The following is a 24,993-nucleotide window of genomic DNA, read 5'->3' on the forward strand; positions in this document are numbered from 1 at the left end:
CAGTGCATCCCATTCCACACCGCATGGCACAAGTTTATGAAAGACGCCGGACAGACGCAGAACAAGAACGCTATCGTCGAGTTCCGGGGGGTGTGGAAGCGCTTTGGCGCGCTTGAAGTACTGAAAGACATCAACCTGTCCGTCGGGCGGGGCGAGGTGGTCGTGATCATCGGGCCGTCAGGGGCCGGTAAATCCACCTTGTGCCGCACCATCAACCGGCTGGAAATCATCGACCAGGGCGAGATATTCGTCGACGGCAAGCCCCAGCCCGTTGAGGGCAAAGAACTGTACAAGTTCCGTGCCGGGATAGGCATGGTCTTCCAGTCCTTCAATTTGTTTTCGCACAAGACCATACTGGATAACGTAACCCTGGCGCCGCGCAAGATCCTCGGCCAGGACAAGGCCGTGGCGCAGGACACGGCCTACCGACTGCTGGACATGGTCGGCATCCGTTCCAAGGCGGACGCGATGCCGGCGCAGCTTTCCGGAGGGCAGCGCCAGCGCGCGGCGATCGCCCGCGCCCTGGCGATGGACCCCAAGGTCATACTGTTCGACGAGCCGACCTCCGCGCTGGATCCGGAATCCACCCAGGACGTCCTGGCCACCATGCAGCAACTGGCGGGGCAGGGGACCACCATGATCGTCGTCACCCACGAAATGTCGTTCGCCCGGTCCTGCGCCGACCGGGTGGTCTTCATGGCGGACGGGGCGATCGTCGAGACGGCCAGTCCCGACGCCTTCTTCACCGAGCCCGAAAGCGAACGTGCCCGCAGCTTTCTGGCATCCGTGCGCTGAGCATTTTGATTTCTTCATCGGTTGCGCAGCTGCGCGGCTGCTGGATCACCAGGCAGATAAAAGGAGTGTAGACATGAAATTCACGAAATTGCCGCAAATCTTCCCCTCGCTGGCTCTCGCCGCCGTTTTGGCCCTGGGCAGCTACGGCAGCGCCGTCGCCGCGGATGCGGCCGTCAAGGCCTATCCGCCGGACACGACCATGGGCAAGATACAGAAGCGCGGCAAGCTGATCGTGGGCGTGAAGGTCGATTTCCCGCTGTTCGGACTGAGAAACCCGGTGACCGGCAAGCTCGAAGGGATGGACATCCTGCTTGCCCAGGGGATAGCCAAGGACTTGACCGGCAGCGCCGACAATATCCAGTACGTGGAAGTCAATAGCGGCAACCGCGAGGTATTCCTGCAGCAGCACAAGGTGGATATCGTGATCGCGACCTATCCGCCCAACGCGAAGCGCGTGAAAGCCGTCGATTTCGCAGGGCCTTATCTCATGAGTCCCATCGGCACCATGGTGAACAAGGACAACACCTCCATCAAGCAGGTGTCGGATCTCAATGGCAAGAACATCTGCGTGACCAAGGGCTCCGGCTCGGAAACTTACGTGCCGCTGAACGCACCGAAGGCGAAGCTCACGGTATTCAGCTCGATGACGCAGTGCATGGAGGCACTGGCACAGCGGCGCGTCGACGGCGTGACGACGACCCAGAGCATCCTGCTGGGCCAAATGAGCCAGAACCCCGGCAAGTTCAAGCTGGTGCCGACGGAACTCGTGAACACCACGGGCAAGAAAGCCTCGGATAACGACTCCATCGGCCTGCCCAAGGGCGACAAAGCGCTGCACGATTACCTGGACTCGTACCTGAAGAAGATTTTCGCCAACGGCGACTGGAAGAAGATGTACGACAGCACGCTGGGCACGGTGATGCCGGGCGACGTGGCGCCGCCTCCCATCCTGTATTGATAGCGCACGTCCGGCGGGGCATTTATGTCGGCTTTGTTTTCCCATCTGGGTGAATTCGCGTGGGGCATCGCGTTCACGGTAGGGCTCGTGGTGCTGGGCTGGATCGGCGCCATGATCCTGGGCACGGTGCTTGCGATCATGCGCGTAAGCCCCATACGCACGATCCGGGTGGCGGCTGCGGCCTATATCCTGGTGTTTCGCAATGTCCCCATCCCGGTCCAGATGGTGCTGTTCGTGTTCGGGCTGCCGCTGCTCGGGGTGGTGTTCCCGCTGTTTCCTTCGGCCGCGATCGTGCTGGTCACCTACCACGCAGCCTTTGTTTGCGAGACGCTCAGGTCGGGGCTGAACGCGGTGGCGGTGGGCGAACTCGAAGCCAGCCGGTCCCTGGGCTTCGGCCCGTTCGGCACCTTGCGCAATCTCGTCCTGCCGCAGGCCTTCGCGGCCGTGGTCCAGCCCATGGGCAATGTGCTGATCCTGCTGGTGAAGAATTCCTCGGTGGCCGCGATCGTCGGGGTCGCCGAACTGACCTTCGTCGCCGACAAGATCGCGATCGAAGAAGTCCAGGCCTTTGCCGTGCTCGGCGGCGCTGCCATCGCCTATGTCGTCATTTGCCTCGTGCTCAAGCGCTTCGTGGCCGTTCTCGAAAACAAGGTGGCTTTCAGCAAATGAATACCAGCCCTTTATTCGAGCAGCCCGGCCCGCGGGGCCGGCGCCGCTACCGCATCTTTGAGGCGCTTGCCTGGATAGTGATAGCCGGCGCGGCGTATCTCGCCATCCGTGCCCTGGACAAGAACGGCGCGTTCGACGCCGCGGCATGGAAGCCCTTCGGCTTATGGGGCGTCTGGCGGCAACTCGGAATAGGGCTGCTCAATAATATCCGGGCGGCGGTCGTAGGCATGCTGCTGTCCATGTTCGTCGGCTGCTTCCTGGGATGGGGGCTGCTGTCCAAAAGGAAAGCCGTCCGGTATCCGTGCCGCGTGTTCACCGACGTGTTCAACGGCATTCCGGTGCTGTTGCTGCTGTTCTTTACTTCCCTGGTGCTGCCCTCGTGGGGCCTGCCATTGCCGGATTTCTGGTTCCTGGTCATCGCGCTGTCGCTCTACAGCACCGCGGTGGTGGGAGACTTGGTGCGCGCCGGCGTACAGGCCCTGCCGCGGGGCGAATCGGAAGCCGCCGCCGCGCTCGGGTTTTCCGGTTTCCAGAGCATGTGGCTGATTCTCCTGCCGCAGGCACTGCGCATGATGAGCCCGGCGCTCGTCAGCCAGATGGTGATCGTGCTGAAAGGCACCACCTTGGCCTTCGTGCTCGGCGGCTACTTCGATCTGCTGCGCGCGGCGACCGTGCTGGGCGCCTATTACAGCCGCTCCTTGCTGCAGGCCCAGGGCATCGCCGCGCTCGCGTTCATGCTGATCAACATCGCCCTGTCGCAAATCGCGTCGGCCATAGACCGCAAGGAAAAGCAGCGCTACGGGGTGCAGCCTGTGGCGCTGGACGAATAGGGCTTCGCGAGCCGCACAGGCCGGCGCTGCGGAGAGTCAATTACTATCTGGAATACGGATAGAGATCATCTAAGTTTTATTTCTTCCGGCTAGGGCGCTCAGTGGAGGCGCTGTCTTTGCACGGCTCCAATTGCAGCCGCAGGCCGCGGAGACGCTGGAGATTGACCCAGCGGTGGAATTGGGCCTGTAGGTACTGCAGGGGCAGATCGAGGTGGGTGGGACGCGCTTATCCAGAGGCGAGTTGGGAGTGTTGAGTAACGGCTCACAGGTACAGATCGTAGCGAGCGATGGCGAGGTCGCGGAACTTGCACTGCTGGGAGGTCAACCCGCCCGGGGGGACATCCTATTCTCGGGGCCATTCGTCATGGACACACCCGAGCGCTTGGCACGGGCCAAGCGGGATTTCGCGACGGGCCGGATGGGTCGCCTGGAAGGCGTGCCGTATTGATGCCGGCGCCGAACTTTTCCTTGGGACGACGACCAAGCTTCGGGATGTGGTTATCGGCATTCCCCAAGGCCTGCGGTGGCCGCCGAGGCGGCCAGTACTCACGCTTCCACTCCAGCAATTGAGACCTTAACGGAGGACTTGTCATGAACGCCCCAATCATTCCGGTCACTTCTCTGGCCGACCTTATGGCCGCATTGACGGGTAGCGGTCCGTGCACGCTGGAGCTGCGAGCGTCCGTTTCCTGTCCTTATTCGATTATGTTGCCGCCAGGCTTTGCGCTAACAGGCAAAGACAAGGATTCCTGCCTCCTGGTGTTTGGTAATGGCGACGGCATAGGCCTGACCGCCAATAACCGCGTGGCGAATCTGAGCATTGCGGCTGCGCCATCAGCCCGCGCGATATACACCCAGGCGGGTCCAGCCGACATGGGCCGGATCACGCTGGAAAATCTGGATGTGACAGGTCAGGTGTCTATCATCACGCGCACGGGAACCGACAAGCTGGAGCTCATCGCGGACAAGATCCACGTCGCAGCCTGCGATGCCCGCCGCTACAGCGAGCAGCCGCAGAAATATGGGGTGAACGTCTACCAGGGGGCGCTGACCGTCTATAACTTCAACGGAAACGCCAAATCGGCAATCCATGCAACGCTCACCGGTATCACGGTTGGAGCAAAGAACGCGCCGGTCTTCGGCTCAGGCATTTTCGTGAGCGGTTTTGGCGACGAGGGCGGTTGGATCGAATTGGAAAAGCTGACCACCGGTGCTGTCTATTCCTGCGGAATGCTTCCTTATGGCACGGCAGACATGATCACCGCAGCTGTCTTCATCGTCTATGGCGTCAAAGCAAAGCGGGTAGAGCACTTCGACGAAGTGGTAACGTATGGCGTGAACGACATGGTTCTGGATACCTGGGGTTCAGTGGATGAGTGGATTGTCCATGCACCGGTCGTGTCGTACGGCCCCAGCGAGATCGGCTTCGTCAATTTCGGGGTGGTAGGCCGCTTTGTCGCCGAACGCGAGATCGTCACCCATGGCCTTGGCGCGCGGGGTTTCAACCTGCCGTGCTCGTCACCGGCAAAGGCTCCACGCCGCTCACCAATGTGCGTGCCAAGGCGGATGCAGGGGAAGCATTGGTCGTGAAAGACGGCGAGGTGACGGATCGGACTGGATTGGCCATCTGATGAGCCGTCCCGCGCCGTCGAGTGGCGCGTTCCAGGCCCTGGGGGCCGGAATAGTCGTTCTGCGGCGTGCCGGAGGCTAATCCGGCCGGATGTCCTTATGGGTTCGGGAGTCAAAGGCCAGGTTGATCATCAGCCGGTGCCTCCATAAATCTAACTTTACATAATATACATTATGCGAATATTCAGTATGGCCCGAAGGGTGCTCTTCCGGTATTCGCCGGGCGAAACGCTCCTGGCGCTCGAAGCTGGGTTCCAGGATTAACACGGCTGGCTTGTTCGGGAATCAGGAAGCCAAGCCCTTCAGCGTAATGCAAAGGCCGCCGGACGGACTATCGCTGATGGTCAAAGCCGCTCGATGATGTGCGGCGATTTCGCGTGCAATGGCCAGTCCCAGGCCGCTGCCGTGTTCTTTGGTGCCGGCAATCCGGAAAAAGCGATCGAATACGCGATCCCGGTCTTCGACCGCGATACCGGGCCCGCTATCCAGCACACTGACAGCGACGCCATCCGAGCCGTGCCGCAGCACTACGTCTACTTTGCCGCCTTCGGGCGTGTAGCGTACGGCGTTGTCGATCAGATTTCCAAGCAAGGTTTCAATGCCGTGCGGATCGCCCGTCACGGTATAGGGATCGTTCACGCCCGGCCCTTCGAATTCCAGCCCGAGATCGATACGTCTGGCGTCGGCAAGCGGCATATAGTTCGCAATGACGCGTTCGCAAAATTTGCGCAAGCTGAACGAGGTAAAGGCCGGAACATGCCGGGCATCTTCCCGGGCCAGGGCCAGGATCTGGCTGACCAGGTGAATGACGCGATTCAGGCGCCCTTCTATGCGCGTCAAAGTTTGCCGGCCATGCGACAAGGCCTCGTCCCGTTGTGCCGCCTGTACTTGTAGCTTCAGTGCCGTCAAGGGCGACCGTAGCTCGTGCGCCGCATCGGCGATGAAGATGCGCTGCGCCCGGGAAGCCGAGTCGAGGCGCAGGAACAGATCGTCGAGCGCATCGACCAGCGGCTTGAGCTCGATCGGGATACTTCCGTCCAGGCTCAAAGGTGCAAGGGAATTGAAGGAACGCGCCTGCAGGCTGCGCGAAATGCTGTTCAAGGGAGTCAGGCCCCGCCTGACGACCAGCATGACAATAACGATAATCGCGGGAATGAGAAGCCCCAACGGCCACAAAGTGCGCAAGGCCAGTTGCAAAGCCAGGTCATCGCGCACGGATACCGGTTGTGCGACCTGGATGAAACGATCGCCTTGTTGTGTTCCGAAGACTCGCCAATGGTATTCACCGTGTTCTATGGTCCGTATGCCCGGTAGAAAGCGCGGCAGCTCGATACCCTCGAGCGATCGGTATAGGGATTTTCCATCTTTGCCCCAGATCTCTATGAAAAGCCGATCCTCCGACAAGCCGCGAAAGTCCGGGACGCCTTTCAGGATCGACGCGGGTCCTTCGATATCCGCCGGCAAAGACAAGGCGACCGTTCTGAGCTCGTAATCGAAAAGCTCATTGGCTTCGCTGCGTGCCGTGTGGAATATGCCGAAACCCGCGGCCAGCGCGGCAGCCGCCAGGCTGGCGATCAGCCAGCCCAGCAGCCAGCGGCGTATGGATGTCATGCCAGCCTCTGCAATCGGTAGCCGACGCCGCGTACTGTTTCGATCCGGTCGGCGCCGAGCTTGCGGCGCAGGCTGTGTATGTGTACTTGAATCGCGTTGCTGCCCACCTCTTCTCCCCAGCCATACAGCTTTTCTTCCAGTTCCGAGCGGGTGTAGACCCGGGAGGGCTCCTCGATCAATATCTGCAGAAGGCTGAATTCACGCGGCACCAGGGATAGCGGCCGGCCTTGGAGCGTGGCTTCATGCGTAATGGGATTCAAAGCCAAGTCGCCGTGGGTATACACGGGGTTGGCCTGCCCGATGCGGCGGCGTAACAAGGCACGTATGCGTGCGGACAGTTCTTCCAGGTCAAAGGGCTTGACCAGATAATCGTCGGCGCCGGAGTCCAGTCCGTCGATACGGCTTTGCACGGCATCGCGCGCAGTGAGAATAATGACGGGAGTATTGCCGCCTCTGCGCCGATAGAGATCAAGCACCTCGAGTCCGTCGCCTTTAGGCAAGCCCAGGTCCAGCATCACCAGGTCGTAGAGATCATGCAACAAGGAAAGCTCGGCCTCCCGGGCATCGCGAGCCCAGTCTATCGCGTAGCCAGTCTGGTGCATGGCTTCGACGATGGTCTCGCCGATCATTTCATCATCTTCAACCAGCAGCAGCCTCATGTTGAACCTCCATTCAATGCCGCCATTCTGGCCGGAAAAACATTAAGGGACCCTTAAATTCCTGGCTTAAGCATCTCTTAATCACCGCTTGGAGAGAATGCTTCCTGTCATGGCGCGCGAGTATGCGCATGAGCGTTACCGTCCGGGAGCATTCCTTTGTATTTGAGTGTGGTTTCTTATTTTATTCGCAGCCCATATGGTTCGGGCTGGCTACGCTGCGCGTCGTTGGCCGGACTGTGCGCCCTGCTCTTCCTGTCCGGATGCGCAAGCTATCAACGCCAACCATTGCCCGGCCAGACAAGCAGCCTGTCCGGTTCGCAACTCGTCCGTGTCCGGATCGACTCAAGCAAAATGCCGCTGCCGGAACTGGCGGGACATCGTTTCGATCCTTCCAATGGGCTGGACATCGACGAAATCGCCATGCTCGCCGTGGCCGATAACCCCGCCTTGAAACTGGCCCGCGACGACTTGAGGGTCGCACGCTCGCAATCGTTCGCGGCAGGCCTGCTGCCCGATCCGCAACTGAGCTTTTCGAACGATTTCCCAGGCGCCGCCAGTGCGACCTCGTCCGCCTTCAGCGCCGGATTGAGTACGGATCTGATGGCCTTGCTCCGGCGCAGCACGACAAAATCCGTGGCCGACGCCGATGCGGCCAAAATCGACCTGGGGCTGTTGTGGCAGGAATGGCAGACAGTCGCTCAGGCGCGGCAATTATTCGTCAAGGCTCGATTCCAAAGCTACATCCTGCCTTTGCTCAAGCGTCAAAGCGATCTTGCGGAAACGCGGTACGCGCACATGGCTCAAGCGTTGCGGCAAGGCAATCTGACGGGGGATGCGCTGACTGCAGCCCTGCTGGCACAATCGGATGTCCAGAAGCAATACTCGGACGCGCAACGTGCAGCCCTGCAAACCCGGCATGCCCTGAATGCGCTGTTGGGCTTGCAGCCGGACGTGGTACTGAATCTGGCCGGAGACGGAGGCCAGGTAGCGCCAGACGACAAAGCTATCGAGAGATCACTGGCCGATCTGCCCACGCGCAGGCCCGACCTACTTGCGCTGCGGGCCGGCTACGTCGCGCAGGACCAGAAATATCGGGCCGCCATCCTTGATCAATTCCCCAGCTTGTCGATTGGCTTCGTCAGGGCGCGAGACACCTCGTCCGTGTATACGAGCGGCTTCCAGATCAGCATCAATCTGCCGATCTTTAACCGCAATCGCGGAAATATTGCGATCGAGAAGGCGACCCGGCGCCGCTTGCGAGACGAATATCAGAACCGGCTCGATCAGGCCTATGCGGAAGTTGCCCAGTTGCGCGCGGACACTGCGCTGCTCGAACGCCGATTGTCCGAAGCCGAGGCGGCGCTGCCCGGCATAAGGGCACAGGCTGTGGCGGCAGCGCGGGCTTATGCAAGCCACGATTTGGGCATGAATGCCTACGTCGATGCGCAAAGCGGGGAAATCGCCAAGCGTATCGAGGCGGCTACGCTGCGTGAATCGATCGCCGAACAATGGGTTGGCATGCAGGCCTTGCTGGGCGGCGCCATACCCGATGCATTTTCTTCTGATGTCGAGATTATCCATTCCCATGAGCATTGAACATTTGCGGCCGCGCATCGGCCGAATTCGTACCTGGCTGGCGACCGCCGCTTTTGCCTTTGGCGCCCACACCGTGGCCGCCGAAGCGCCGCCGACAGTATTGGTACGGACTTCCGTGCCGCAATATGGCGTCATCGCCCAGCCCGTGCGGGCCTACGGCGTGATCGGGACAGCCCAGGGCTCCACGCTAGCAGTGACCCTGCCCTACCCGGCCAGGATTCTCCATATATATGTGCAAAATGGCCAATCGGTTGCGCGCAGCACTCCGCTTTTTGCGGTCCAGGCAGACCCGGCAGCCTTGCTGGCAAGCAAGCAGGCCATCACGTCCTACAGGCTGGCAAAGGACGATCTGGCCCATGTCCAGGCCCTCTATGCCCAGTCCCTGGCGACGCGTTCGCAACTCGAGGCGGCGCGCAAGGCGGCACTGGACGCCAAATCGGCTCTCGACGCGCAGCGAACGCTCGGCATCGGCAACGGCACAGTAACGGTCGCAGCGCCCGCCAATGGCGTCGTAACCCGACTCAGCGCCATTCAAGGCGATCAGATGCAGGCGGGTGCGGCGATTCTATTGCTGGCCCTGCGCGCCTCCGGATCCAAGGCCGTACCGAATGTGATTCTGGGCGTGGATCCCGCCGCAGCCAGCCGGATTCAACCCGGAGATCCGGTATCCGTGAAAGGCTTGTCGCCCGAGGCGGACGGGGTTTCGGTCCGAGGCAGGATAGTGACCATTGGCGCCGCGGTGGATCCGCCGAGCCAGTTCGTGGATGTGGGCGCTGCCGTACCCTTGGCTGGAGCCGGACTGCTGCCCGGCATGCATGTGAAGGGCCGGATATCGACCCAGTCCGGCAAACATTGGATTATTCCCCGCAGCGCCGTGCTGCGCGATGCCCGCGGGGCATACGTGTACCAGGTCGGGAAAGACCGCCATGCGCACCGCGTCGACGTAACAGTACGAATCGAGAACGGCGATGACTATGGCGTCGATGGCGCACTCGACGCCGCGCAGCCATTGATTGTGACTGGCAACTATGAACTGCACGACGGCGATGCTGTACGCACGCAAGCCCAGGGGACAGCAGAGAAGCAGCAAGGAATGGCGCAATGAATTTCGGGCTATGGATGCAGTTGCACCGTCGATCCCTGCTGTTTGTCGTGACTTTGCTTGCGCTGGCGGGCGCGCTGGCGGCGTTCCGCATGCCGATCTCGCTCTTTCCCAACGTGGCTTTTCCACGAGTGGTGGTGTCGCTCGATGCCGGCGACCAGCCCGCGGAACAGATGGCGTCAACGGTGACCATGCCTGTTGAAGAAGCATTGCGGCGTGTGCCGGCGGTGCGCGACATAGAGTCCAGGACCAGCCGCGGATCCGCCGAGATTTCGGTCAACTTCGATTGGGGCACGGACATGGCCCAGGCGACCTTGCAAGCGCGCTCGGCGATCGGCGAGATCATGTCCAGCTTGCCTCCCGGCACTGCGATGCAAGTCCGGCGCATGGACCCCACCGTGTTCCCGGTGCTGGCCTATAGCCTGACCTCTACATTGCAGTCGCAAACCGCCTTGCATGATATCGCTCAATATCAATTGCGGCCCTTGCTGTCGTCGGTGGCCGGCGTTGCGCGCGTAGAAGTCATCGGCGGTGCGCGGGATGAACTGGAGGTTGACGTAGACCCCGCCCGCCTGGCAGCCCACGGCCTGTCTTTGTCCGATGTCTCCCGAGCCATCGGCGCCAGCAACATACTGATGGCGGCGGGCCGCATCGAAGATCATTACAAGCTGTATCTGGTTATCGCCAATACCGCATTTACAGGCATCAAGGACTTGGCGCATGTCGTCGTGTCCGCGCAAGGAACAGGACAAGTGCTGCTGCGCGACATCGCCACCGTGCGGCAAGGCGTCGTGCCGCAGTGGATGCGGGTAACGGCCGACGGCAAGGATGCCGTACTCATCAACATCTATCAGCAGCCGGGCGCCAATAGCGTCGCCATGGCACGGGACGTAAAGACAAAGCTGCAGGAATTCCGGCGCCAATTGCCTGCAGGTGTAGCCCTGGCAAATTGGTATGACCAGAGCGAGCTGGTCACTGCGTCGGCTTCAAGCGTACGCGACTCCATTCTCATTGGTGTAGTGCTGGCTGCCCTGACTTTGTTCCTGTCTTTGCGCAACTGGAAGATTACGGTGATAGCGGTCGGGCTGGTGCCGGTCGTCATGGCCGCAACCGTGCTGATCCTGTATGTCTTCGGCATGGGCTTCAACATCATGACCCTGGGGGGCATGGCCGCCGCGGTGGGCCTGGTCATCGACGACGCCATCGTGATGATCGAGCATATCGTACGCCGTACCAAGGAAGGCGGCACTCACGCCTTCAAGGGGCGGGTCATGGGGGCCGCCCTTGAATTCACAAGGCCGCTGGCCGGCTCCTCGGCCGCGACGCTGATCATTTTTGTTCCGCTGGCCTTCTTGTCGGGCGTGACCGGAGCCTTCTTCAAAGCCTTGTCGATCACCATGGCAAGCGCATTGCTCATATCTTTCCTGTTCACCTGGCTCGCCATCCCGATACTCTGCGACCACTGGCTGACCGAAAAAGATGCTGAAGAACATCGAGAATCGCGCTTTGCGCTATGGCTGCGGGATCGTTATGTACGCCTTGTGCGCCACACGATCGAGCGCCCTGCCCTGGCCCTGGCCGGCGTCATACCTTTGGCTGTCGCTGCAACACTGGCTTTCACTCACGTGGGCAGCGGTTTCATGCCGACCATGGACGAAGGCGGCTTCGTTCTGGACTATCACACTCGGCCCGGCACTTCGATTTCCGAAACAGACCGCCTCATCCGCCAAGTGGAAGCCATCGTCCGGGCGAATCCAAACGTGGCCAGCTATTCCCGCCGCACCGGTACCGGCCTGGGCGGCGGGCTGAGCGAGCCCAATACCGGCGACTTCTTCATACGCCTCAAGCAAGGCAAGCGGGAACCCATAGATGCCGTCATGAGCGAAATCCGCGGCAAAGTAGAGACCGATGTGCCGGGCGTGAGTATCGAGCTGGCCCAGTTGATGGAAGACTTGATAGGCGATTTGACGGCCGTGCCGCAGCCCGTCCAGATCAAGATCTATTCAGACGATACTGCGGTGCTCGAAACGGTTGCCCACAAAGTTGCCAGCCGCATCGCCAGAATCGACGGCATAGTCGATGTGAACGATGGGATCAATCCGGCCGGAGACGCGATCGAATTGCATATCCGCCCCGATGCGGCGGCCGCCGAAGGCATGGATGTCCAGTCCATTGCCCAGTCCGTATCGGGCATGCTGCAAGGCTCGGTTGCCACGCAATTCCAGCAAGGCCCTAGGATGGTCGGGGTGCGCGTGCGCGTGGACCACGCCTCGACGCTCACGGACACGCAACTTGGCCAATTGCTGGTGCGCGCGCCCGACGGCCACTTATTCCCGCTCACGCGCGTCGCCAGGCTCATCAAGGTAAGCGGCCAGCCGGAGATCGGCCGCGACAACTTGAAACGCATGGCAGCAGTAACGGCGCGTATCGACGGCCGTGATCTGGGCTCGACCATTGCCGACGTGCAAAAAGCTCTTGCCAGCCCCCAGATGTTTCCCAAAGGCGTGTACTACGAGCTAGGCGGCCTCTATCAGCAGCAACAAATCGCCTTCAAGGGCTTGATGGCCGTGTTCGGCTCCGCGGTCGCCCTGGTGTTCGGGCTGCTGCTTTTCCTTTACGAACGTTTCCGCGTCGCTCTCGCGGTTCTGGCGATGCCGCTGTTGGCGGCCGGCGCCGTCTTCATCGGGCTCTGGGTAACCGGCATCGAGTTGAATATTTCCGCCATGATGGGCATGACCATGATCATCGGCATCGTGACGGAAGTAGCCATTTTCTATGTCTCGGAACTCCAGGGGCTGGTTGGCGAATCGGGTATGCCGCTGCAGCAGGCGCTGGTGGAGGCCGGGCGCAACCGCCTGCGGCCCATCGCCATGACGACCATCGCGGCCATTCTTGCACTGCTGCCTTTGGCATTTGCCCTGGGCCAAGGTTCGGCGATGCAACAGCCGCTTGCCGTATCGATCATCTCGGGGCTGGTCGTGCAACTGCCGCTGGTACTGCTGGTATTGCCCGCGCTGCTTCGCGCATTGTTGCGGGACAAGCACTGAGGCGACGCGAATTCCGGACGGAGCCTTGCAATGAAATCCAGTGAAGAGTTCAACCTGGCAATTTTCCTGGTGATCAATGCCACGCCAAATCCGCCGCGCTGGCCTATATCCTGGGCGCACCGGTCTGGAATATTGGCGGCATGACCGTCACTCGGTTACTGGCCGCCATCTACCGGAAATTGCTGGCCGTGCCGATTGCGCGGGGATGGATACGCCCATAAAAGGACGATGCCCATGACAAGTTAATGAAGTATAGTTTGGACGCAGGCTATCGCACGGCGAGCCCGATGGGCCGGCCGATCGCGGCTACTGAGAATTATATTTTGAGCCCTGCGCCACCAAACTAGCAGGAGTCATGGGTGCCCTTGAGCGATGAAGAACTTCTTCGGCTCGTCGACCGGGTCGTCGACCAATACGACGGCAATCTGGACGAAATCGAAAGCGCGGTGGGCATGCTGATGCTTGGGCGATACTACGGCTGGCGCGTATTGCTCCTGGCTCATAGCCCCAACACCATCAGAAAATATCAAAAAATACTGGGGATCAAGTCTCTCAAGGACGTCTTGCCGGAGGTGGGTATGCTGGCACATCGATCCGATGCCTGGCGCCTGGTGGAAGGGACTCAGAATTTCTGGAAAGTCGTACGAGGCCAGATAGGCGGCGTGCGCAGCACGCGCGTGGACAAGTCTTCCTGAAATACGGCCTGCGCCGATACCGTTCAGTGCAGGATGGATATTTCCTTGCGCCATTTGGAGACTAGTTGAATAAGGGGCACCAGCGCCAGGCCCGCCAGCAGCCAGATATGCCAAGCCTGGTTCGACAATAGTTGCGCGATGGTCGTTGCCCATGCTGCATCGGAGTGCCCTGCCCCATAGCCGCGGAACAGGCTTTCAAGTCCAGTAAGCAAGGCTTGAACCGTCATAACCACAAGCAGGCACGACGACAACTGGAAGGCTATCTGCAAGCCCCTACGCATCCACCTGCGCAGCATCCATAGACCGATCGCGCAGGCCATGACCAGTACGCCAAGCAGCGCTCCAACCCACGTCTCGGCGGCACTGCTCCAGCTTGTGGCAAGCCGGAGAAAGAAGAACGCCTCCATCGATTCGCGGAAAATAATAAGGGCTGAAAAAACGAAGACGATCGCGGGGAGTGCCGCACTGTCGAGCCAAATGTCGAGCGCACGAGACATCCGGCGTCGGATGGATGCGGTCGAACTGACCGCTTCGGTAACGATGAAGCCTATGGCCAACGAGGCAAAGATAGTCAGCAGCGCACTTTCTTCGCTTGATAATCCCCTGCCGGGCCATGCAAGGGACAATGCAAGGCTTGCCATGCCTCCGGCGGCGACGCCATAAGCCACCATGGACAAGTGCCTGCCCTTTCCCGCTTTGTATAGCTCAACGCATACTGCGCTGATGATAAACAGTGCCTCCGCTGACTCGCGGATCAGCACGATGAGGGAATCAAACATGTCTACGGTTCCTGCATGAGTAGCTCGTCGCAAGAATAGCACTGGATGCAGGGCTGCTCATTTGACTTCGATGGCAGCAAGCCAAGATCTGTTCATTCAGTTGCCGCTATATCTCTGGTAAAAAAATCTACAAAAATAGATTTTTATAGACCATTCATAGCCATTGCTAATTTATATTAAATTATTTTAAATCAATAATTTACGATTTTAATACTTGGCATTAGTAGAACTTGACAGTCTACTATTCAGTGCATAGAATCCGATATTGCTAATCATTTCTATTTGCGCTTTTAACAAATACACAGAAGGACCTCCAAACAAGAAAGGTGCTTGGCGATGGCTTCCGCTACAAGGGGCAATTGTCGAGAAACGCCGGACGTGCATACCTTTGCGGGGAAATGCATGCCAGGCATGGCTCAGGTGCGGGAATCCGCGCTCATGTGCCCAATGCACCGTCAACGATTATCGAGCTCAGTCCCCCTCTGCGCACAGCAGTTGGGAACACCGCTGCGGCAGTAGCCCGCGGGCGACCTATCAATATCCGGGCCAGGAAAACACCATGACTGCCATAGCTGCTGCCTGTCGAAAACCTCATCAAGCGGCCGGCGCGCAGCCGGCTCAATTGTCAGTATCGGAGCGAAAACAATGAACTTCAAACTTTCGTCTGCAGCATTCACGCTTTGCGCTGCGCTGCTTGTGCCTTCGGCCTACGCGACCGTAACAGGTTCTTGCCGAGGACCTTTCTCAACAGTGTGGGCTCCTGGGCCTTAAGTGAAGATCAACAGCATGAGAAAAATAGGCGACCCCATGCATGATCGTGTCCAGCCTGTGTCTTGTTTATGAAAAGTGAGAGATTGATGAAGCCCGTACTGACTATATTCATGAGTGCCCTGATTGCGTCGGCCTCGCTGCCGTATTGTGCGTCCGCCCAGGACGCCAAAAGCACCATCACCGTCTATAACGCCCAACATCGTACCCTGACCAAGGCCTGGGTGGCTGAATTCACGCGCGATACCGGCATCAAGGTCGTACAACGCGACGGCGAAGACGACGAAATGGGCAACCAGTTGGTACAGGAAGGCAGTAAATCGCCGGCAGATGTATTCCTGACGGAAAATTCTCCGGCCATGGTCCTGGTCGACAAGGCCAAGCTGCTGGCGCCGCTGCCTGCCGATATTTTGTCCCAGGTACCGCAAGGTATACGGCCCTCTTCGGGCCATTGGGTGCCCATTGCGGCACGCAGTACGGTGTTCGTCTACAACAAGGGCAAGCTGACCGGCGACAAGCTGCCAAAGTCGATCATGGATCTCGCCAAGCCGGAATGGAAGGGCCGCTGGGGGGCTTCGCCGGCGGGCGCCGACTTCCAGGCAATCGTGAGCGCCCTGCTGGAACAAAAAGGCAAGCAGCAGACGCTGGCATGGTTGAAATCAATGAAGGCCAATGCCGTTGCGTACCGGGGCAATGGCGCAGTCCTGAAGGCTGTGAATGCCGGCCAGATCGACGGCGGTGTCATCTATCATTACTACTGGTTCGGCGATCAGGCCAAGACCGGGGAAAACAGCAACAACACAGCGCTGCATTACTTCCGGCACCAGGATCCTGGGGCATTCGTCAGCCTTTCGGGAGGGGGTGTTCTCGCGTCCAGCAAGCACAAGGCCGAAGCGCAGGCATTCCTCAAATGGCTGACCGGCAAAGAGGGGCAGGAAATTTTGCGCACCGGCACCTCGTACGAATACGCGGTTGGCAATGGCGCAAGCTCCAATTCCAAACTCGTCCCGCTAGCTGAATTGAAGGCTCCGGTTGTCGATCCGTCCAAGCTGAATAGCCGGGCAGTTACAGATCTGATGACCCAAGCCGGTTTGCTTTGAACTCTACGTCGACTTTTATGGCGGCTCGTCACAGGAATGCCCTGGGCTTTACTTCAGGCTCCATGCCGAGACGGGCTCGCAGAGCAACAGGTCGCCACGGGATGGCGGCTGCAGCGGTGCTCGTATCCATTGCGGCGCTCTTGCCGATAGGTTTCATCCTGTGGGCCGCAATACAGGCTGGCTGGTCGACATCGCTGGATCTGATCCTGCGGCCCCGCGTGGCGGAGCTTCTGCTCAATACCGTGTCGCTCGTCGTCTGCACAGTACCCTTGTGCGGCGTATTGTCCATCGCGCTCGCCTGGTTGACCGAACGCAGTGACCTGCCCGGTGCCCGCGCATGGTTGGCCCTGATCGTCGCGCCCCTGGCAGTACCGGCGTTCGTTCAGGGCTATGCATGGGTAACGCTGTTTCCCGCCATGCATGGATTGGCTGCTGCGGTGCTCGTGTCGGTGATTGCTTATGTCCCATTCCTTTACCTCCCCATTGCGGCAACGCTACGCAGGCTCGATCCCGCGCTCGAAGATATCGCAGGCTCGCTGGGGCAGACTCCATGGCGGGTTTTCCGCAAAATAGTGCTGCCGCAGTTACGCCTGGCGCTATGCGGTGGAGGGTTGTTAATCGGACTGCACCTGTTGGCGGAGTATGGGCTATTCGTGCTGATTCGTTTCGATACGTTCACTACTGCAATCATCGACCAATACCGATCCACGTACAACGGGCCTGCGGCAAGCATGCTCGCCGGCGTGCTGGCGACCTGTTGTCTCGGGCTGCTTGGAATCGATGCCGCAATGCGCGGCACGCGGCGCTTTGCGCGACTCGGTTCAGGCGCCGCACGTATCGCACCGCGCTTCGTCCTCGGCCGATTGCGTACGCCTGCATTACTTCTGTGCGCAGCTTTGGTGGCGATCAGCCTGGGGGTGCCGCTCATGACCCTGGGACGGTGGCTGGTCAAGGCCGGAGCCGGGGTTTGGCGATTCGACGAAATCACCTCGGCTTTCGGGCAGACGCTTTATCTTGCGGTAGCCGGAGGAATCGCGGCGATCATCGCAGCAACCCCCATGTCCTGGCTTTCCGTGCGCGCACCGGGCCCATTACAACGCACGCTCGAGGCTTGCAATTACATAACAGGCGCGCTTCCGGGCGTCGTTATTGCACTCGCCCTGGTATCCATCACGGTTGGCCTGCCCATCTATCAGTCGGCCATTACGGTGGTTTTTGCCTATGTGCTGTTGTTTTTGCCCCGTGCAATGCTGAGTCTTCGGGCCAGCATTGCCCAGGTGCCGCTTGAGCTCGAGCACGCGGCAAGCAGCCTGGGCCGATCGCCGGCCCGTGTACTGTGGGCTGTTACGGCGCGACTTGCCGCGCCTGGCGCATCATCCGGCGCCGCGCTTGTCGCGCTGGGCATCATGACGGAATTGCCGGCCACGCAGATGCTTGCGCCCAACGGCACATATACGCTGGCCACGGCGTTCTGGGCTTACAGCAGTGAAATCGACTATGCCTCCGCCGCACCTTATGCCCTCATCATGATTCTTATGTCCATACCCCTTACCTGGCTGCTCTACATCCATTCACATCATATGGCCGGGCGATGACATTTTTGACGATAGACGCGGTTTCCAAGCGCTACGGGGCCACCTCGGCGCTCGACGAGGTAACGCTGCACATCCAAGCGGGTGGACGAACCGCCGTGGTCGGCCCTTCGGGTTCGGGGAAGACCACACTGCTGCGGCTGCTCGCGGGCTTCGATACGCCCCATTCCGGCCGCATAACCATGGACGGGCGCTTGCTTGCCGATGGCGCATCGGCCATACCGGCCCACCAGCGCGACATAGGCGTCGTGATGCAGGACGGCGCCCTCTTCCCCCACCTGAGCGTTGCAGACAATATAGCTTTCGGCCTGAGCGGAAGCACCCGGCACAGAACCGCTCTAGTCCACGAATTGAGCGACCTGGTCGGACTGGAGCGCTTCATGCTCGAGCGCAGGCCGGATGCCTTGTCCGGCGGCCAGCAACAACGCGTCGCCCTGGCCCGTGCGCTCGCCAGGCGCCCGAAACTCATGCTGCTCGATGAGCCTTTTTCTGCCCTGGACACAGGCCTGCGTGCCAATACCCGCAAAGCGGTCGCCGATTTGTTGCAGGCCGCCGGAGTTACGACGGTGCTTGTGACTCACGACCAAGCCGAAGCGCTTTCATTCGCCGATCATGTTGCAGTCATGGATTCCGGCAGAATTCTTCAGGCGGGGCCGCCGCGTGAACTCTATCTGCGGCCGAAGTCAGCCATGATAGCCAGCTTCTTGGGCGAGGCGCTCATCTTGCCGGCGACACTGTCGGACGGCAAGGCCCATTGTCTCTTGGGAAGTATGGCGACCCACGCCCCTGGCCGAGCCGGTTCCGCCGATATCATGCTCCGGCCCGAGCAAGTCTCGCTTTCCTTTCATGGGCCCGGTGTGCCTTGCAGGATTACCGAGGTCGAATTCGGTGGAGCCACTTCCATCATTACCCTTGTGCTGGCGGCTGGGGGCAATTCTCCGATCATATTGCGTCAAGCAAGCGACGCAAGAATGATCGCCGGAGCCGATGCCTGGATTGTCACTTCAGGATGCGCCCACGTGCTGGATACTGTTGATGAAAGGCGCTCACCCAAACAGGTGGATTGCATGGAGTCACCCGATTGAGCCTACGTTCCATCCCCAAACATCGAGTCATTGCAGACCTTGCTGGCAAGTAAAACCGCCACCAGCAAACGAACCATCGCGCGGGCATTGGAATCCGATTCCGGTGCTACGCAAGCCTAAATTTCGACAGAGATACAAATGAGCCTTTTCAGGAAATCCACAAAGAACATAAGCGGCCAAGCAAGCCATCGCGATGTCAATGCGATCTGGAACCACCTGGCCCATGCGCAGGTGGTGCGCCGCTACGCCTTGGCAATACTGGGCGTCGTGGCAGTGGCCGCACTACTGTGGATCGGCTCGGCCTGGCCGGAATTTGGCTGGGTAAACGAAGGCCTGGAATGGCTGGGGCTGGCCTGTATCATCGTGGCCATCCTGGGGCGCTGCGCATGCATGCTGCATCTCGGCGGCCGCAAAGGAGCCGAACTGGTATCTGAAGGCCCCTACTCCATAACCCGCAATCCCTTGTATGTATTCTCCATTCTGGCGGTTTTCGGCATAGGCCTGCAAACCGGGAGCCTGATCGTCGGGTTAACGCTGGCAGCAGCCGCGTTCGCCGTCTTCCGCTGGATCGTCGGCAAGGAAGAAGTGCTGCTGGGCGCGGCATTTGGAGAAAAATTCGACGAATACTGCGCTCGAGTGCCGCGATTCTGGCCCCGCCTGAAGAATTGGAACTCACCAGCACATGTTACCGCCGACCTGGAAGGCGTCTGGAAAACGCTCCGCGATGCGGCGCCATATTTTCTCTCGATCCCACTTTTTGAAGGGATCGAAGCCATGCAGCAAGCGGGCTGGATCCACGTTCGGCTGTGGCTCTTCTGACAGAGCGCACGACGCAACAGTTCTGCTCTTTCAGCGCCCATCGAACACTTGCGGTACGTGCACGAAACCGCTCATCAATATTCGAGCGCTGCGGCTCATGATGGCCTTGGTGACTTTCCACTCGCCGTCTACCGGCTCGGCCTGCGCGCCTACCCGCAAGGTGCCCGATGGATGGCCGAAGCAGACCATGTCGCGTTCGCCTCCGCCCGCGGCCAGGTTGACCAGGGTGCCCGGCACCGCCGCCGCGCTGGCAATGGCAACCGACGCAGTTCCCATCATGGCATGATGCAGCTTGCCCATGGACAGCGCACGAACCAGCACGTCCGTGTCCTGCCGGGCGATGTGCTTGCCGCTGGAGGCCACGTACTCGCGGGCTGGCGACACGAACGCGACCTTGGGCGTGTGCTGGCGCGCGGTGGCTTCTTCCAATGTGCCGATCAGGCCCATGCGCAGCGCGCCATGCGCGCGAATGGTTTCGAAGCGGGCCAGGGCCGCTGCATCGCCGTTGATGTCGTCCTGTAGTTCCGTGCCTTTATAGCCCAGCGCTTCGGCTTCCAGAAAAATCGTCGGAATGCCGGAATTGATCATAGTGGCCTTGAACGTGCCCACGCCGGGCACCTCCAGGTCGTCCACGATATTGCTGGTCGGGAACATCGAGCCGCCCTCGCCTTCTTCGGCGGGATCCATGAATTCCAGCCTCACCTCGGCGGCAGGAAAGGTCACGCCATCGAGTTCGAAGCCGCCCGTTTCCTGGACGGCTCCGTCGGCCATGGGCACATGCGCCACGATGGTCTTGCCGATATTGGCCTGCCAGATACGCACTGTGGCAATCCCGTCGGACGGCACGCGGTCTGCATCGACCAGCCCGTTCGCGATTGCAAACGGCCCGACCGCCGCGGAGAGATTGCCGCAATTGCCGCTCCAGTCCACAAAGGGCCGGTCGATAGACACTTGTCCGAAAAGGTAGTCCACGTCATGGCCGGGCCGGCTGCTACGGGACAGGATGACGGTCTTGCTGGTGCTGGAGGTAGCCGCTCCCATGCCGTCGATCTGCTTGCCGTAGGGGTCGGGGCTGCCAATCACACGCAGCAAAAGCGCATCTCGGGCCGGGCCGGGCTTTCGGGCGGATTCGGGCAAGTCGTCCAACTTGAAGAAAACCCCCTTGCTGGTCCCCCCGCGCATATATGTGGCGGGGATACGGATTTGAGGAGCATGTGTCATATATAGTCCTGGTGTCTATCGTGTCGGGCAAAGCCGGCGGGTGTCCGCCATTATTCTTCCTCGGGCGTAGCCGGCCTGCCGCGCCACGGCGTTCAGCCCGGCTTCAGGCCGCATGCAAGGCGGAGTACAGATCTTCCCCGAACAGCGGATCGAGTCCGCTGGCGATGATCTCCTGAGCCGCGGTGTCGGACGCGAGGAAGCGCGCTACGGCACGTGCGCGTTCAAGATCCCGGCTCCAGGCCAGCGCGCCGCTGGCTACCCACACATACGACTGGAGCTCGTCGGGGATGGGCGTAATGTATGCGATACCTTGCACAGGCCGCAATTCGCTCACCTGCTGAAACGCAAGATCCGCTTCGCCGCGAGCCACCACGGCACCGGTGCGTTCGCCGTTGCCGACGAAACGGCTTTTCGGCAGGCATTCTTTCTCGATCCCAAGCCGATGATAGAGTTCCGTGGTCAGATATTTGCCGCTTTCGCTCGCCGAATAGGCAATACTGCCCGCTTGCAGGAACGTGCGCTTCAGCGCCTCTGGCGTACTCGCATCGGGAGGCGGCTTTCCCGCACGGACGGCGACGGCCGCTACCGATCTGGCAATCAATGTCCGCGTATCCCCCACGACGTAGCCGGTTCGGACGAAGTTCGTCATATTGGGCTCGGCGACGATCACGATGTCGGCAGGCTCGCGGCGACGTAAACGATTCGGGATCGACTGCTCGCCAGTCCCTATGGAGGTCGTCAGAGTGACGACCGGCTTGCCGATAAAGGCTTCGATCGCCGGCACCAACGCCAGATGCGCGGCGGTGAATACCCCCGAAGTCATGACGCGGAAGGCGTCATCGCTGTTGTCTTTCATCAATCGACCTTGATATGCGCTTCCGAAACCACCTTCTGCCACACGCCGATTTCCGTTTCGATCTGGGTGCGTAGTTGTTCCGGCGTACCCGGCGAGGCTTGATCGCCCTCCATGCTCAACTGCCGGGTCACTTCCGGCTTGACGATGGCGGCGTTCAAGGCCTGATTCAGTTTTGTCTGCACTTGTGGTGGCAAGCCCTTCGGCGCGATGAGCCCGTACCAGATCACGACCTGATAGCCAGGCACGCCCGCTTGCGCCACTGTAGGCAGGGCCGGCATTTCCGGCCAAGGCTTCGGTAAGGTCTGAGCGAGCACTTTCAGCCGGCCATTCTTGATGTAAGGCATCGCCGCGCCAGGCGTGCTGAAGAACACATCGGTGCGTCCGGCCAGCGTGTCCATAACCGCGGGCCCTGTGCCGCGGTAAGGCACATGCGCCATCTTGATGCCGGCGTCCATCATGAACAATTCGGTGGCCAGATGCGAAATGCCGCCCACGCCGGACGAGGCGAACGACAAGCTGCCCTTCTTGGCCTTTGCGAGCCGGATCAAGTCCTGAAGGCTGCTCACGGGCAGCTTGCCCGTCGTCGTGATCAGGAATGGGCCGTGTGCGATCATGCCGATAGGGGTCATGTCCTTGACCGGATCGAACGGCAATTGATACAAGCTGGCATTGACCGCATAGCTGTTCGAGATAAGCGTCAACGTGTACCCGTCCGGCTTCGAGCGCAGGCCGTATGCGATACCAATCTTTCCGCCGGCACCGGCCATGTTCTCGACCACCACCGGCTGGCCCAGTGACTCGGTCAACAGCTTCCCGATGGTGCGCCCCACCGCATCATTGCCGCCGCCCGGGGCAAACGGGATGACCAGTTTGATCTGATGGTCGGGGTATGCGGCATAGGCGGATGTCGTCGTTCCTGCAGCGAGGATCAACGCCGCTACGCCAAGGACGTGCCGCGATATCAGTCCGCCGAGCCGGCGTCGAGTCTGGTTTGTAAACATGGAACCTCCTGGTTTGCACAAGTCATGGTGCATATTGAATCAGCAAGAAAAAAGCAATATATGTGCCAGCTTATGGGTACATTGAAAAATCGCTATAAATCATATTGTTATGAAATACCATCATTGCATTTCATGTTTCATGTTCTAATTTATGAAATATTTGGAACATGAAACGAAACATGAGCCAATTCTCGCCGAATGAGCCTCTGCCCGTCATCTGGGCCATCAGCGGCCATCGCCTGATCGATGTCTTTCGCCAGGTAGCGCCCGACATGGAAGGCCGCGCTTCGATATCCATCATCCATCGCGGATACGAAGAGGCGCTGTCGGAGATCGAGCTGCGCAGCGAACGCCATCACTGCGACGTCATCGTGGCGGCGGGCAGCCACGGAGCATACCTGCGACGCAACCTGCCCCATCCCGTCGCCTTGGTAAAGGTCGGAGGGTCGGATCTGCTTGCCGCGCTGTGCAAGGCGCGGCAGCTTTCCGACAGAATCGCCATACTGATGCTCAAGCGCATCCCACCGGAACTCCAGCGTTTTGCCGATCTGTTTTCCTTGCCGCTGGTGCTGCGCTCATATGAAACCGCCGAAGAAGCCAGGCATTGCCTACGGCAATTGGCCAATGACGGTATCCAGGTGGTTGTGGGCCCCGGCCAAGTGGCCGATCTGGCCGACGAAGTAGGTTTGACGGGTGTGTTGGTGTACTCGGCGGAGTCAGTGCAGACGGCCTTCGATGACGCGATCGAAATGGCCGCGGCTCAGCGAGCGGAAAAGTCCCGCCGTACACAGCTCGATTCGATCCTCTATCACCTCGGCGACGGCGTGGTTGCCGTCGACATGGACGCCCACATCGTAATGGCGAACCCCGCTGCCGAGCAGCTTACCGGCAAGCCGATACGCGCGGCATTGGGCAAGCCCTTCGGGGATGTGCTGCCGGCGCTGCATTTGAGGCACGTCATCACGAGCGGTACGCCCGAGCTCGGCGCGGTAGAGGAATTGGCCGGTAAATCCATCGTAGTGGACCGTGTCCCCTTGTTCGATGAAGGAAAGCAGACAGGCGCCATCCTCGCCCTGCATGGCTCGAACAGGCTGGAGCTCGCAGTCAGCAAGTTGCGCGCGCATACTCATCGGCGTTCGCAGGTCGCAAAATACCGGCTGGACGACATGGTGTCGGCATCGCCCGCGATGCGGCGCGTGATCGCGCAGAGCAAAGTGTTCGCGCAACACAGCGATGCCGGCATTCTGATACACGGCGAGAGCGGTACCGGCAAAGAGCTGCTCGCGCAAGGCATCCATAACGCGAGCCGCCGCGCCCGCAATCCTTTCATAGCCATCAATTGCGGAGCCTTCACCGAAACCTTGCTGGAAAGCGAGCTGTTCGGCTATGACGAAGGCGCATTCACCGGCGCGCGCAAACAGGGCAAGGCAGGCCTTTTCGAGGCCGCAGATGGCGGCACGCTTTTTCTCGACGAAATCGGCGAAATGCCGTTGCCGCTGCAGACACGTCTATTGCGTGCCTTGCAGGAGAAGGAGATCATGCGTGTAGGCAGCGTAGATCCTCTCCCCATCAATGTTCGCGCAGTGGCGGCCACGCACAGGGATCTTGCGTCGATGGTGGCCAGCGGCCAGTTCCGGGAAGATCTGTTTTATCGCTTGAATATCCTTCGCGTGGACGTACCCCCGCTGCGGGAAAGACCGGAAGATATCGAAGTCCTGGTCCGCAAGCTGGTTCCCGCGGCCTTGGCGCGAACCGGGCTGGACTCTCTCTGCTCCGAAGTCCTGGCGGCCGTACAACCAGTCATGCGGCAGTATGCGTGGCCTGGCAATGTGCGTGAACTGGAAAATGCCGTTGAGCGGCTTACCATGATCTGCCTGGCAACCGGCAGTGCAATACGGCCGTCCGAAATGAGCGAATTGCTCGATCAGGCCATGCAACGCCAGCGGAACCCGGAAGTGTCGGCGACAGAGGCCGCCACGATGCGCAAACGCCGCCCGCGCGCCAGCCGAGAAGAGGCGGGACGCGTACTCGAGGACTGCCAAGGAGATCACCGGGAGGCCGCGCGCAGGCTTGGCGTCAGCCGTACGACTTTGTGGCGTTGGCTGACCCAGGGATGAAGGCGCATCTCGGCCGCTAAGCTCAGGAGCGCAGCCACAGGGCCTGCGTGGAAAGCCGCGTAGC

General features: G+C 60.2%; 21 protein-coding genes. 15 read left to right on the forward strand and 6 right to left on the reverse strand.

Going from position 1 to position 24,993, the window contains the following annotated elements; genetic code table 11:
* Positions 1–72: 72 nt before the first annotated feature.
* The 6 genes from KVP10_RS01455 (at position 73) to KVP10_RS01480 (ending at position 4,842) form a co-directional block, all read left to right on the forward strand.
* Positions 73–795 (forward strand): amino acid ABC transporter ATP-binding protein, encoded by a 723-nt coding sequence (locus KVP10_RS01455; protein WP_217963058.1) that lies wholly within the window; start codon positions 73–75, stop codon positions 793–795.
* Positions 796–868: 73 nt separating this feature from the next.
* Positions 869–1,753, forward strand: a complete 885-nt coding sequence (locus KVP10_RS01460) for a glutamate ABC transporter substrate-binding protein (protein WP_217962684.1) — start codon at positions 869–871, stop codon at positions 1,751–1,753.
* Positions 1,754–1,777: 24 nt separating this feature from the next.
* Positions 1,778–2,422: an amino acid ABC transporter permease gene (locus KVP10_RS01465; RefSeq protein ID WP_217962685.1), complete on the forward strand. Its 645-nt coding sequence runs from the start codon at positions 1,778–1,780 to the stop codon at positions 2,420–2,422.
* Complete coding sequence (locus tag KVP10_RS01470; RefSeq protein ID WP_217962686.1) at positions 2,419–3,252, forward strand: amino acid ABC transporter permease; 834 nt, start codon at positions 2,419–2,421, stop codon at positions 3,250–3,252. The genes KVP10_RS01465 and KVP10_RS01470 overlap by 4 nt, the downstream gene beginning before the upstream one ends.
* A gap of 193 nt (positions 3,253–3,445) precedes the next feature.
* Positions 3,446–3,700, forward strand: coding sequence for a pirin-like C-terminal cupin domain-containing protein (locus KVP10_RS21545; protein WP_376810920.1), 255 nt, complete (start codon positions 3,446–3,448; stop codon positions 3,698–3,700).
* Positions 3,701–3,843: 143 nt separating this feature from the next.
* On the forward strand, positions 3,844–4,842 hold the full coding sequence (locus KVP10_RS01480; RefSeq protein ID WP_217962688.1) for a hypothetical protein: 999 nt from the start codon (positions 3,844–3,846) through the stop codon (positions 4,840–4,842).
* A 324-nt stretch (positions 4,843–5,166) separates the two neighbouring features.
* On the opposite strand, the gene KVP10_RS01485 is transcribed toward KVP10_RS01480, so the two are convergent.
* Both KVP10_RS01485 and KVP10_RS01490 read right to left on the reverse strand, forming a co-directional pair.
* Positions 5,167–6,492 (reverse strand): ATP-binding protein, encoded by a 1,326-nt coding sequence (locus KVP10_RS01485; protein ID WP_217962689.1) that lies wholly within the window; start codon positions 6,490–6,492, stop codon positions 5,167–5,169.
* Positions 6,489–7,151 carry a response regulator gene (locus KVP10_RS01490; protein ID WP_217962690.1) on the reverse strand — a complete coding sequence of 221 codons (663 nt, stop codon included), beginning with the start codon at positions 7,149–7,151 and terminating at the stop codon, positions 6,489–6,491. Before KVP10_RS01490 ends, KVP10_RS01485 begins: the two co-directional genes overlap by 4 nt.
* A gap of 156 nt (positions 7,152–7,307) precedes the next feature.
* Here KVP10_RS01490 and KVP10_RS01495 point away from each other — a divergent pair, with 156 nt between their 5' ends.
* The 4 genes from KVP10_RS01495 to KVP10_RS01510 all read left to right on the forward strand — a co-directional run bounded on the left by KVP10_RS01495 (position 7,308) and on the right by KVP10_RS01510 (position 13,591).
* The gene (locus KVP10_RS01495; RefSeq protein WP_343218672.1) at positions 7,308–8,747 is read left to right on the forward strand and encodes a TolC family protein; all 1,440 of its coding nucleotides are present in this window, start codon (positions 7,308–7,310) and stop codon (positions 8,745–8,747) included.
* A 4-nt stretch (positions 8,748–8,751) separates the two neighbouring features.
* The gene (locus KVP10_RS01500; protein ID WP_217962691.1) at positions 8,752–9,852 is read left to right on the forward strand and encodes an efflux RND transporter periplasmic adaptor subunit; all 1,101 of its coding nucleotides are present in this window, start codon (positions 8,752–8,754) and stop codon (positions 9,850–9,852) included.
* Positions 9,849–12,896 carry an efflux RND transporter permease subunit gene (locus tag KVP10_RS01505; RefSeq protein WP_217962692.1) on the forward strand — a complete coding sequence of 1,016 codons (3,048 nt, stop codon included), beginning with the start codon at positions 9,849–9,851 and terminating at the stop codon, positions 12,894–12,896. Before KVP10_RS01500 ends, KVP10_RS01505 begins: the two co-directional genes overlap by 4 nt.
* Positions 12,897–13,261: 365 nt before the next feature.
* Positions 13,262–13,591, forward strand: a complete 330-nt coding sequence (locus tag KVP10_RS01510) for a hypothetical protein (RefSeq protein ID WP_217962693.1) — start codon at positions 13,262–13,264, stop codon at positions 13,589–13,591.
* Positions 13,592–13,614: 23 nt separating this feature from the next.
* On the opposite strand, the gene KVP10_RS01515 is transcribed toward KVP10_RS01510, so the two are convergent.
* Positions 13,615–14,370 carry an FTR1 family protein gene (locus KVP10_RS01515; protein ID WP_217962694.1) on the reverse strand — a complete coding sequence of 252 codons (756 nt, stop codon included), beginning with the start codon at positions 14,368–14,370 and terminating at the stop codon, positions 13,615–13,617.
* An 881-nt stretch (positions 14,371–15,251) separates the two neighbouring features.
* Here KVP10_RS01515 and KVP10_RS01520 point away from each other — a divergent pair.
* The 4 genes from KVP10_RS01520 to KVP10_RS01535 all read left to right on the forward strand — a co-directional run bounded on the left by KVP10_RS01520 (position 15,252) and on the right by KVP10_RS01535 (position 19,734).
* Positions 15,252–16,238 carry an iron ABC transporter substrate-binding protein gene (locus tag KVP10_RS01520; protein ID WP_246600237.1) on the forward strand — a complete coding sequence of 329 codons (987 nt, stop codon included), beginning with the start codon at positions 15,252–15,254 and terminating at the stop codon, positions 16,236–16,238.
* A 101-nt stretch (positions 16,239–16,339) separates the two neighbouring features.
* Entirely contained in the window at positions 16,340–17,833 is a 1,494-nt protein-coding gene (locus tag KVP10_RS01525) for an ABC transporter permease (RefSeq protein ID WP_246600238.1), read from the forward strand.
* Positions 17,830–18,915 carry an ABC transporter ATP-binding protein gene (locus KVP10_RS01530; protein WP_217962696.1) on the forward strand — a complete coding sequence of 362 codons (1,086 nt, stop codon included), beginning with the start codon at positions 17,830–17,832 and terminating at the stop codon, positions 18,913–18,915. Before KVP10_RS01525 ends, KVP10_RS01530 begins: the two co-directional genes overlap by 4 nt.
* 138 nt (positions 18,916–19,053) lie before the next feature.
* The gene (locus KVP10_RS01535; RefSeq protein WP_217962697.1) at positions 19,054–19,734 is read left to right on the forward strand and encodes a methyltransferase family protein; all 681 of its coding nucleotides are present in this window, start codon (positions 19,054–19,056) and stop codon (positions 19,732–19,734) included.
* Between the two features lie 30 nt (positions 19,735–19,764).
* Here KVP10_RS01535 and prpF read toward each other — a convergent pair whose 3' ends face one another.
* From prpF to KVP10_RS01550, 3 genes are all read right to left on the reverse strand, one after another.
* The gene (gene prpF, locus KVP10_RS01540; RefSeq protein ID WP_217962698.1) at positions 19,765–20,955 is read right to left on the reverse strand and encodes a 2-methylaconitate cis-trans isomerase PrpF; all 1,191 of its coding nucleotides are present in this window, start codon (positions 20,953–20,955) and stop codon (positions 19,765–19,767) included.
* Between the two features lie 103 nt (positions 20,956–21,058).
* Positions 21,059–21,811, reverse strand: coding sequence for a substrate-binding domain-containing protein (locus tag KVP10_RS01545; protein WP_217962699.1), 753 nt, complete (start codon positions 21,809–21,811; stop codon positions 21,059–21,061).
* Positions 21,811–22,812: a tripartite tricarboxylate transporter substrate binding protein gene (locus KVP10_RS01550; protein ID WP_217962700.1), complete on the reverse strand. Its 1,002-nt coding sequence runs from the start codon at positions 22,810–22,812 to the stop codon at positions 21,811–21,813. The genes KVP10_RS01545 and KVP10_RS01550 overlap by 1 nt, the downstream gene beginning before the upstream one ends.
* Positions 22,813–22,991: 179 nt before the next feature.
* On the opposite strand from KVP10_RS01550, the gene prpR reads away from it, so the two are divergent.
* The gene (gene prpR, locus KVP10_RS01555; protein ID WP_217962701.1) at positions 22,992–24,929 is read left to right on the forward strand and encodes a propionate catabolism operon regulatory protein PrpR; all 1,938 of its coding nucleotides are present in this window, start codon (positions 22,992–22,994) and stop codon (positions 24,927–24,929) included.
* Positions 24,930–24,993 lie beyond the last annotated feature (64 nt).

The sequence above is a fragment of the Candidimonas humi genome (assembly GCF_019166065.1).
In the GTDB taxonomy this organism is placed as follows: Bacteria; Pseudomonadota; Gammaproteobacteria; order Burkholderiales; family Burkholderiaceae_B; genus Candidimonas; species Candidimonas humi.

What these genes read in the sequence shown, in the direction of transcription:
- KVP10_RS01490 (WP_217962690.1), bottom strand. Translation starts at nt 7,151, where the DNA reads ATGAGGCTGCTGCTGGTTGAAGATGATGAAATGATCGGCGAGACCATC.
- KVP10_RS01520 (WP_246600237.1), top strand. Translation starts at nt 15,252, where the DNA reads ATGAGTGCCCTGATTGCGTCGGCCTCGCTGCCGTATTGTGCGTCCGCC.
- KVP10_RS01550 (WP_217962700.1), bottom strand. Translation starts at nt 22,812, where the DNA reads ATGTTTACAAACCAGACTCGACGCCGGCTCGGCGGACTGATATCGCGG.
- prpR (WP_217962701.1), top strand. Translation starts at nt 22,992, where the DNA reads ATGAGCCAATTCTCGCCGAATGAGCCTCTGCCCGTCATCTGGGCCATC.
- KVP10_RS01470 (WP_217962686.1), top strand. Translation starts at nt 2,419, where the DNA reads ATGAATACCAGCCCTTTATTCGAGCAGCCCGGCCCGCGGGGCCGGCGC.
- KVP10_RS01545 (WP_217962699.1), bottom strand. Translation starts at nt 21,811, where the DNA reads ATGAAAGACAACAGCGATGACGCCTTCCGCGTCATGACTTCGGGGGTA.
- KVP10_RS01480 (WP_217962688.1), top strand. Translation starts at nt 3,844, where the DNA reads ATGAACGCCCCAATCATTCCGGTCACTTCTCTGGCCGACCTTATGGCC.
- KVP10_RS01465 (WP_217962685.1), top strand. Translation starts at nt 1,778, where the DNA reads ATGTCGGCTTTGTTTTCCCATCTGGGTGAATTCGCGTGGGGCATCGCG.
- KVP10_RS01485 (WP_217962689.1), bottom strand. Translation starts at nt 6,492, where the DNA reads ATGACATCCATACGCCGCTGGCTGCTGGGCTGGCTGATCGCCAGCCTG.
- KVP10_RS01525 (WP_246600238.1), top strand. Translation starts at nt 16,340, where the DNA reads ATGGCGGCTGCAGCGGTGCTCGTATCCATTGCGGCGCTCTTGCCGATA.
- KVP10_RS01515 (WP_217962694.1), bottom strand. Translation starts at nt 14,370, where the DNA reads ATGTTTGATTCCCTCATCGTGCTGATCCGCGAGTCAGCGGAGGCACTG.
- KVP10_RS01505 (WP_217962692.1), top strand. Translation starts at nt 9,849, where the DNA reads ATGAATTTCGGGCTATGGATGCAGTTGCACCGTCGATCCCTGCTGTTT.
- KVP10_RS01535 (WP_217962697.1), top strand. Translation starts at nt 19,054, where the DNA reads ATGAGCCTTTTCAGGAAATCCACAAAGAACATAAGCGGCCAAGCAAGC.
- KVP10_RS01460 (WP_217962684.1), top strand. Translation starts at nt 869, where the DNA reads ATGAAATTCACGAAATTGCCGCAAATCTTCCCCTCGCTGGCTCTCGCC.
- prpF (WP_217962698.1), bottom strand. Translation starts at nt 20,955, where the DNA reads ATGACACATGCTCCTCAAATCCGTATCCCCGCCACATATATGCGCGGG.
- KVP10_RS01530 (WP_217962696.1), top strand. Translation starts at nt 17,830, where the DNA reads ATGACATTTTTGACGATAGACGCGGTTTCCAAGCGCTACGGGGCCACC.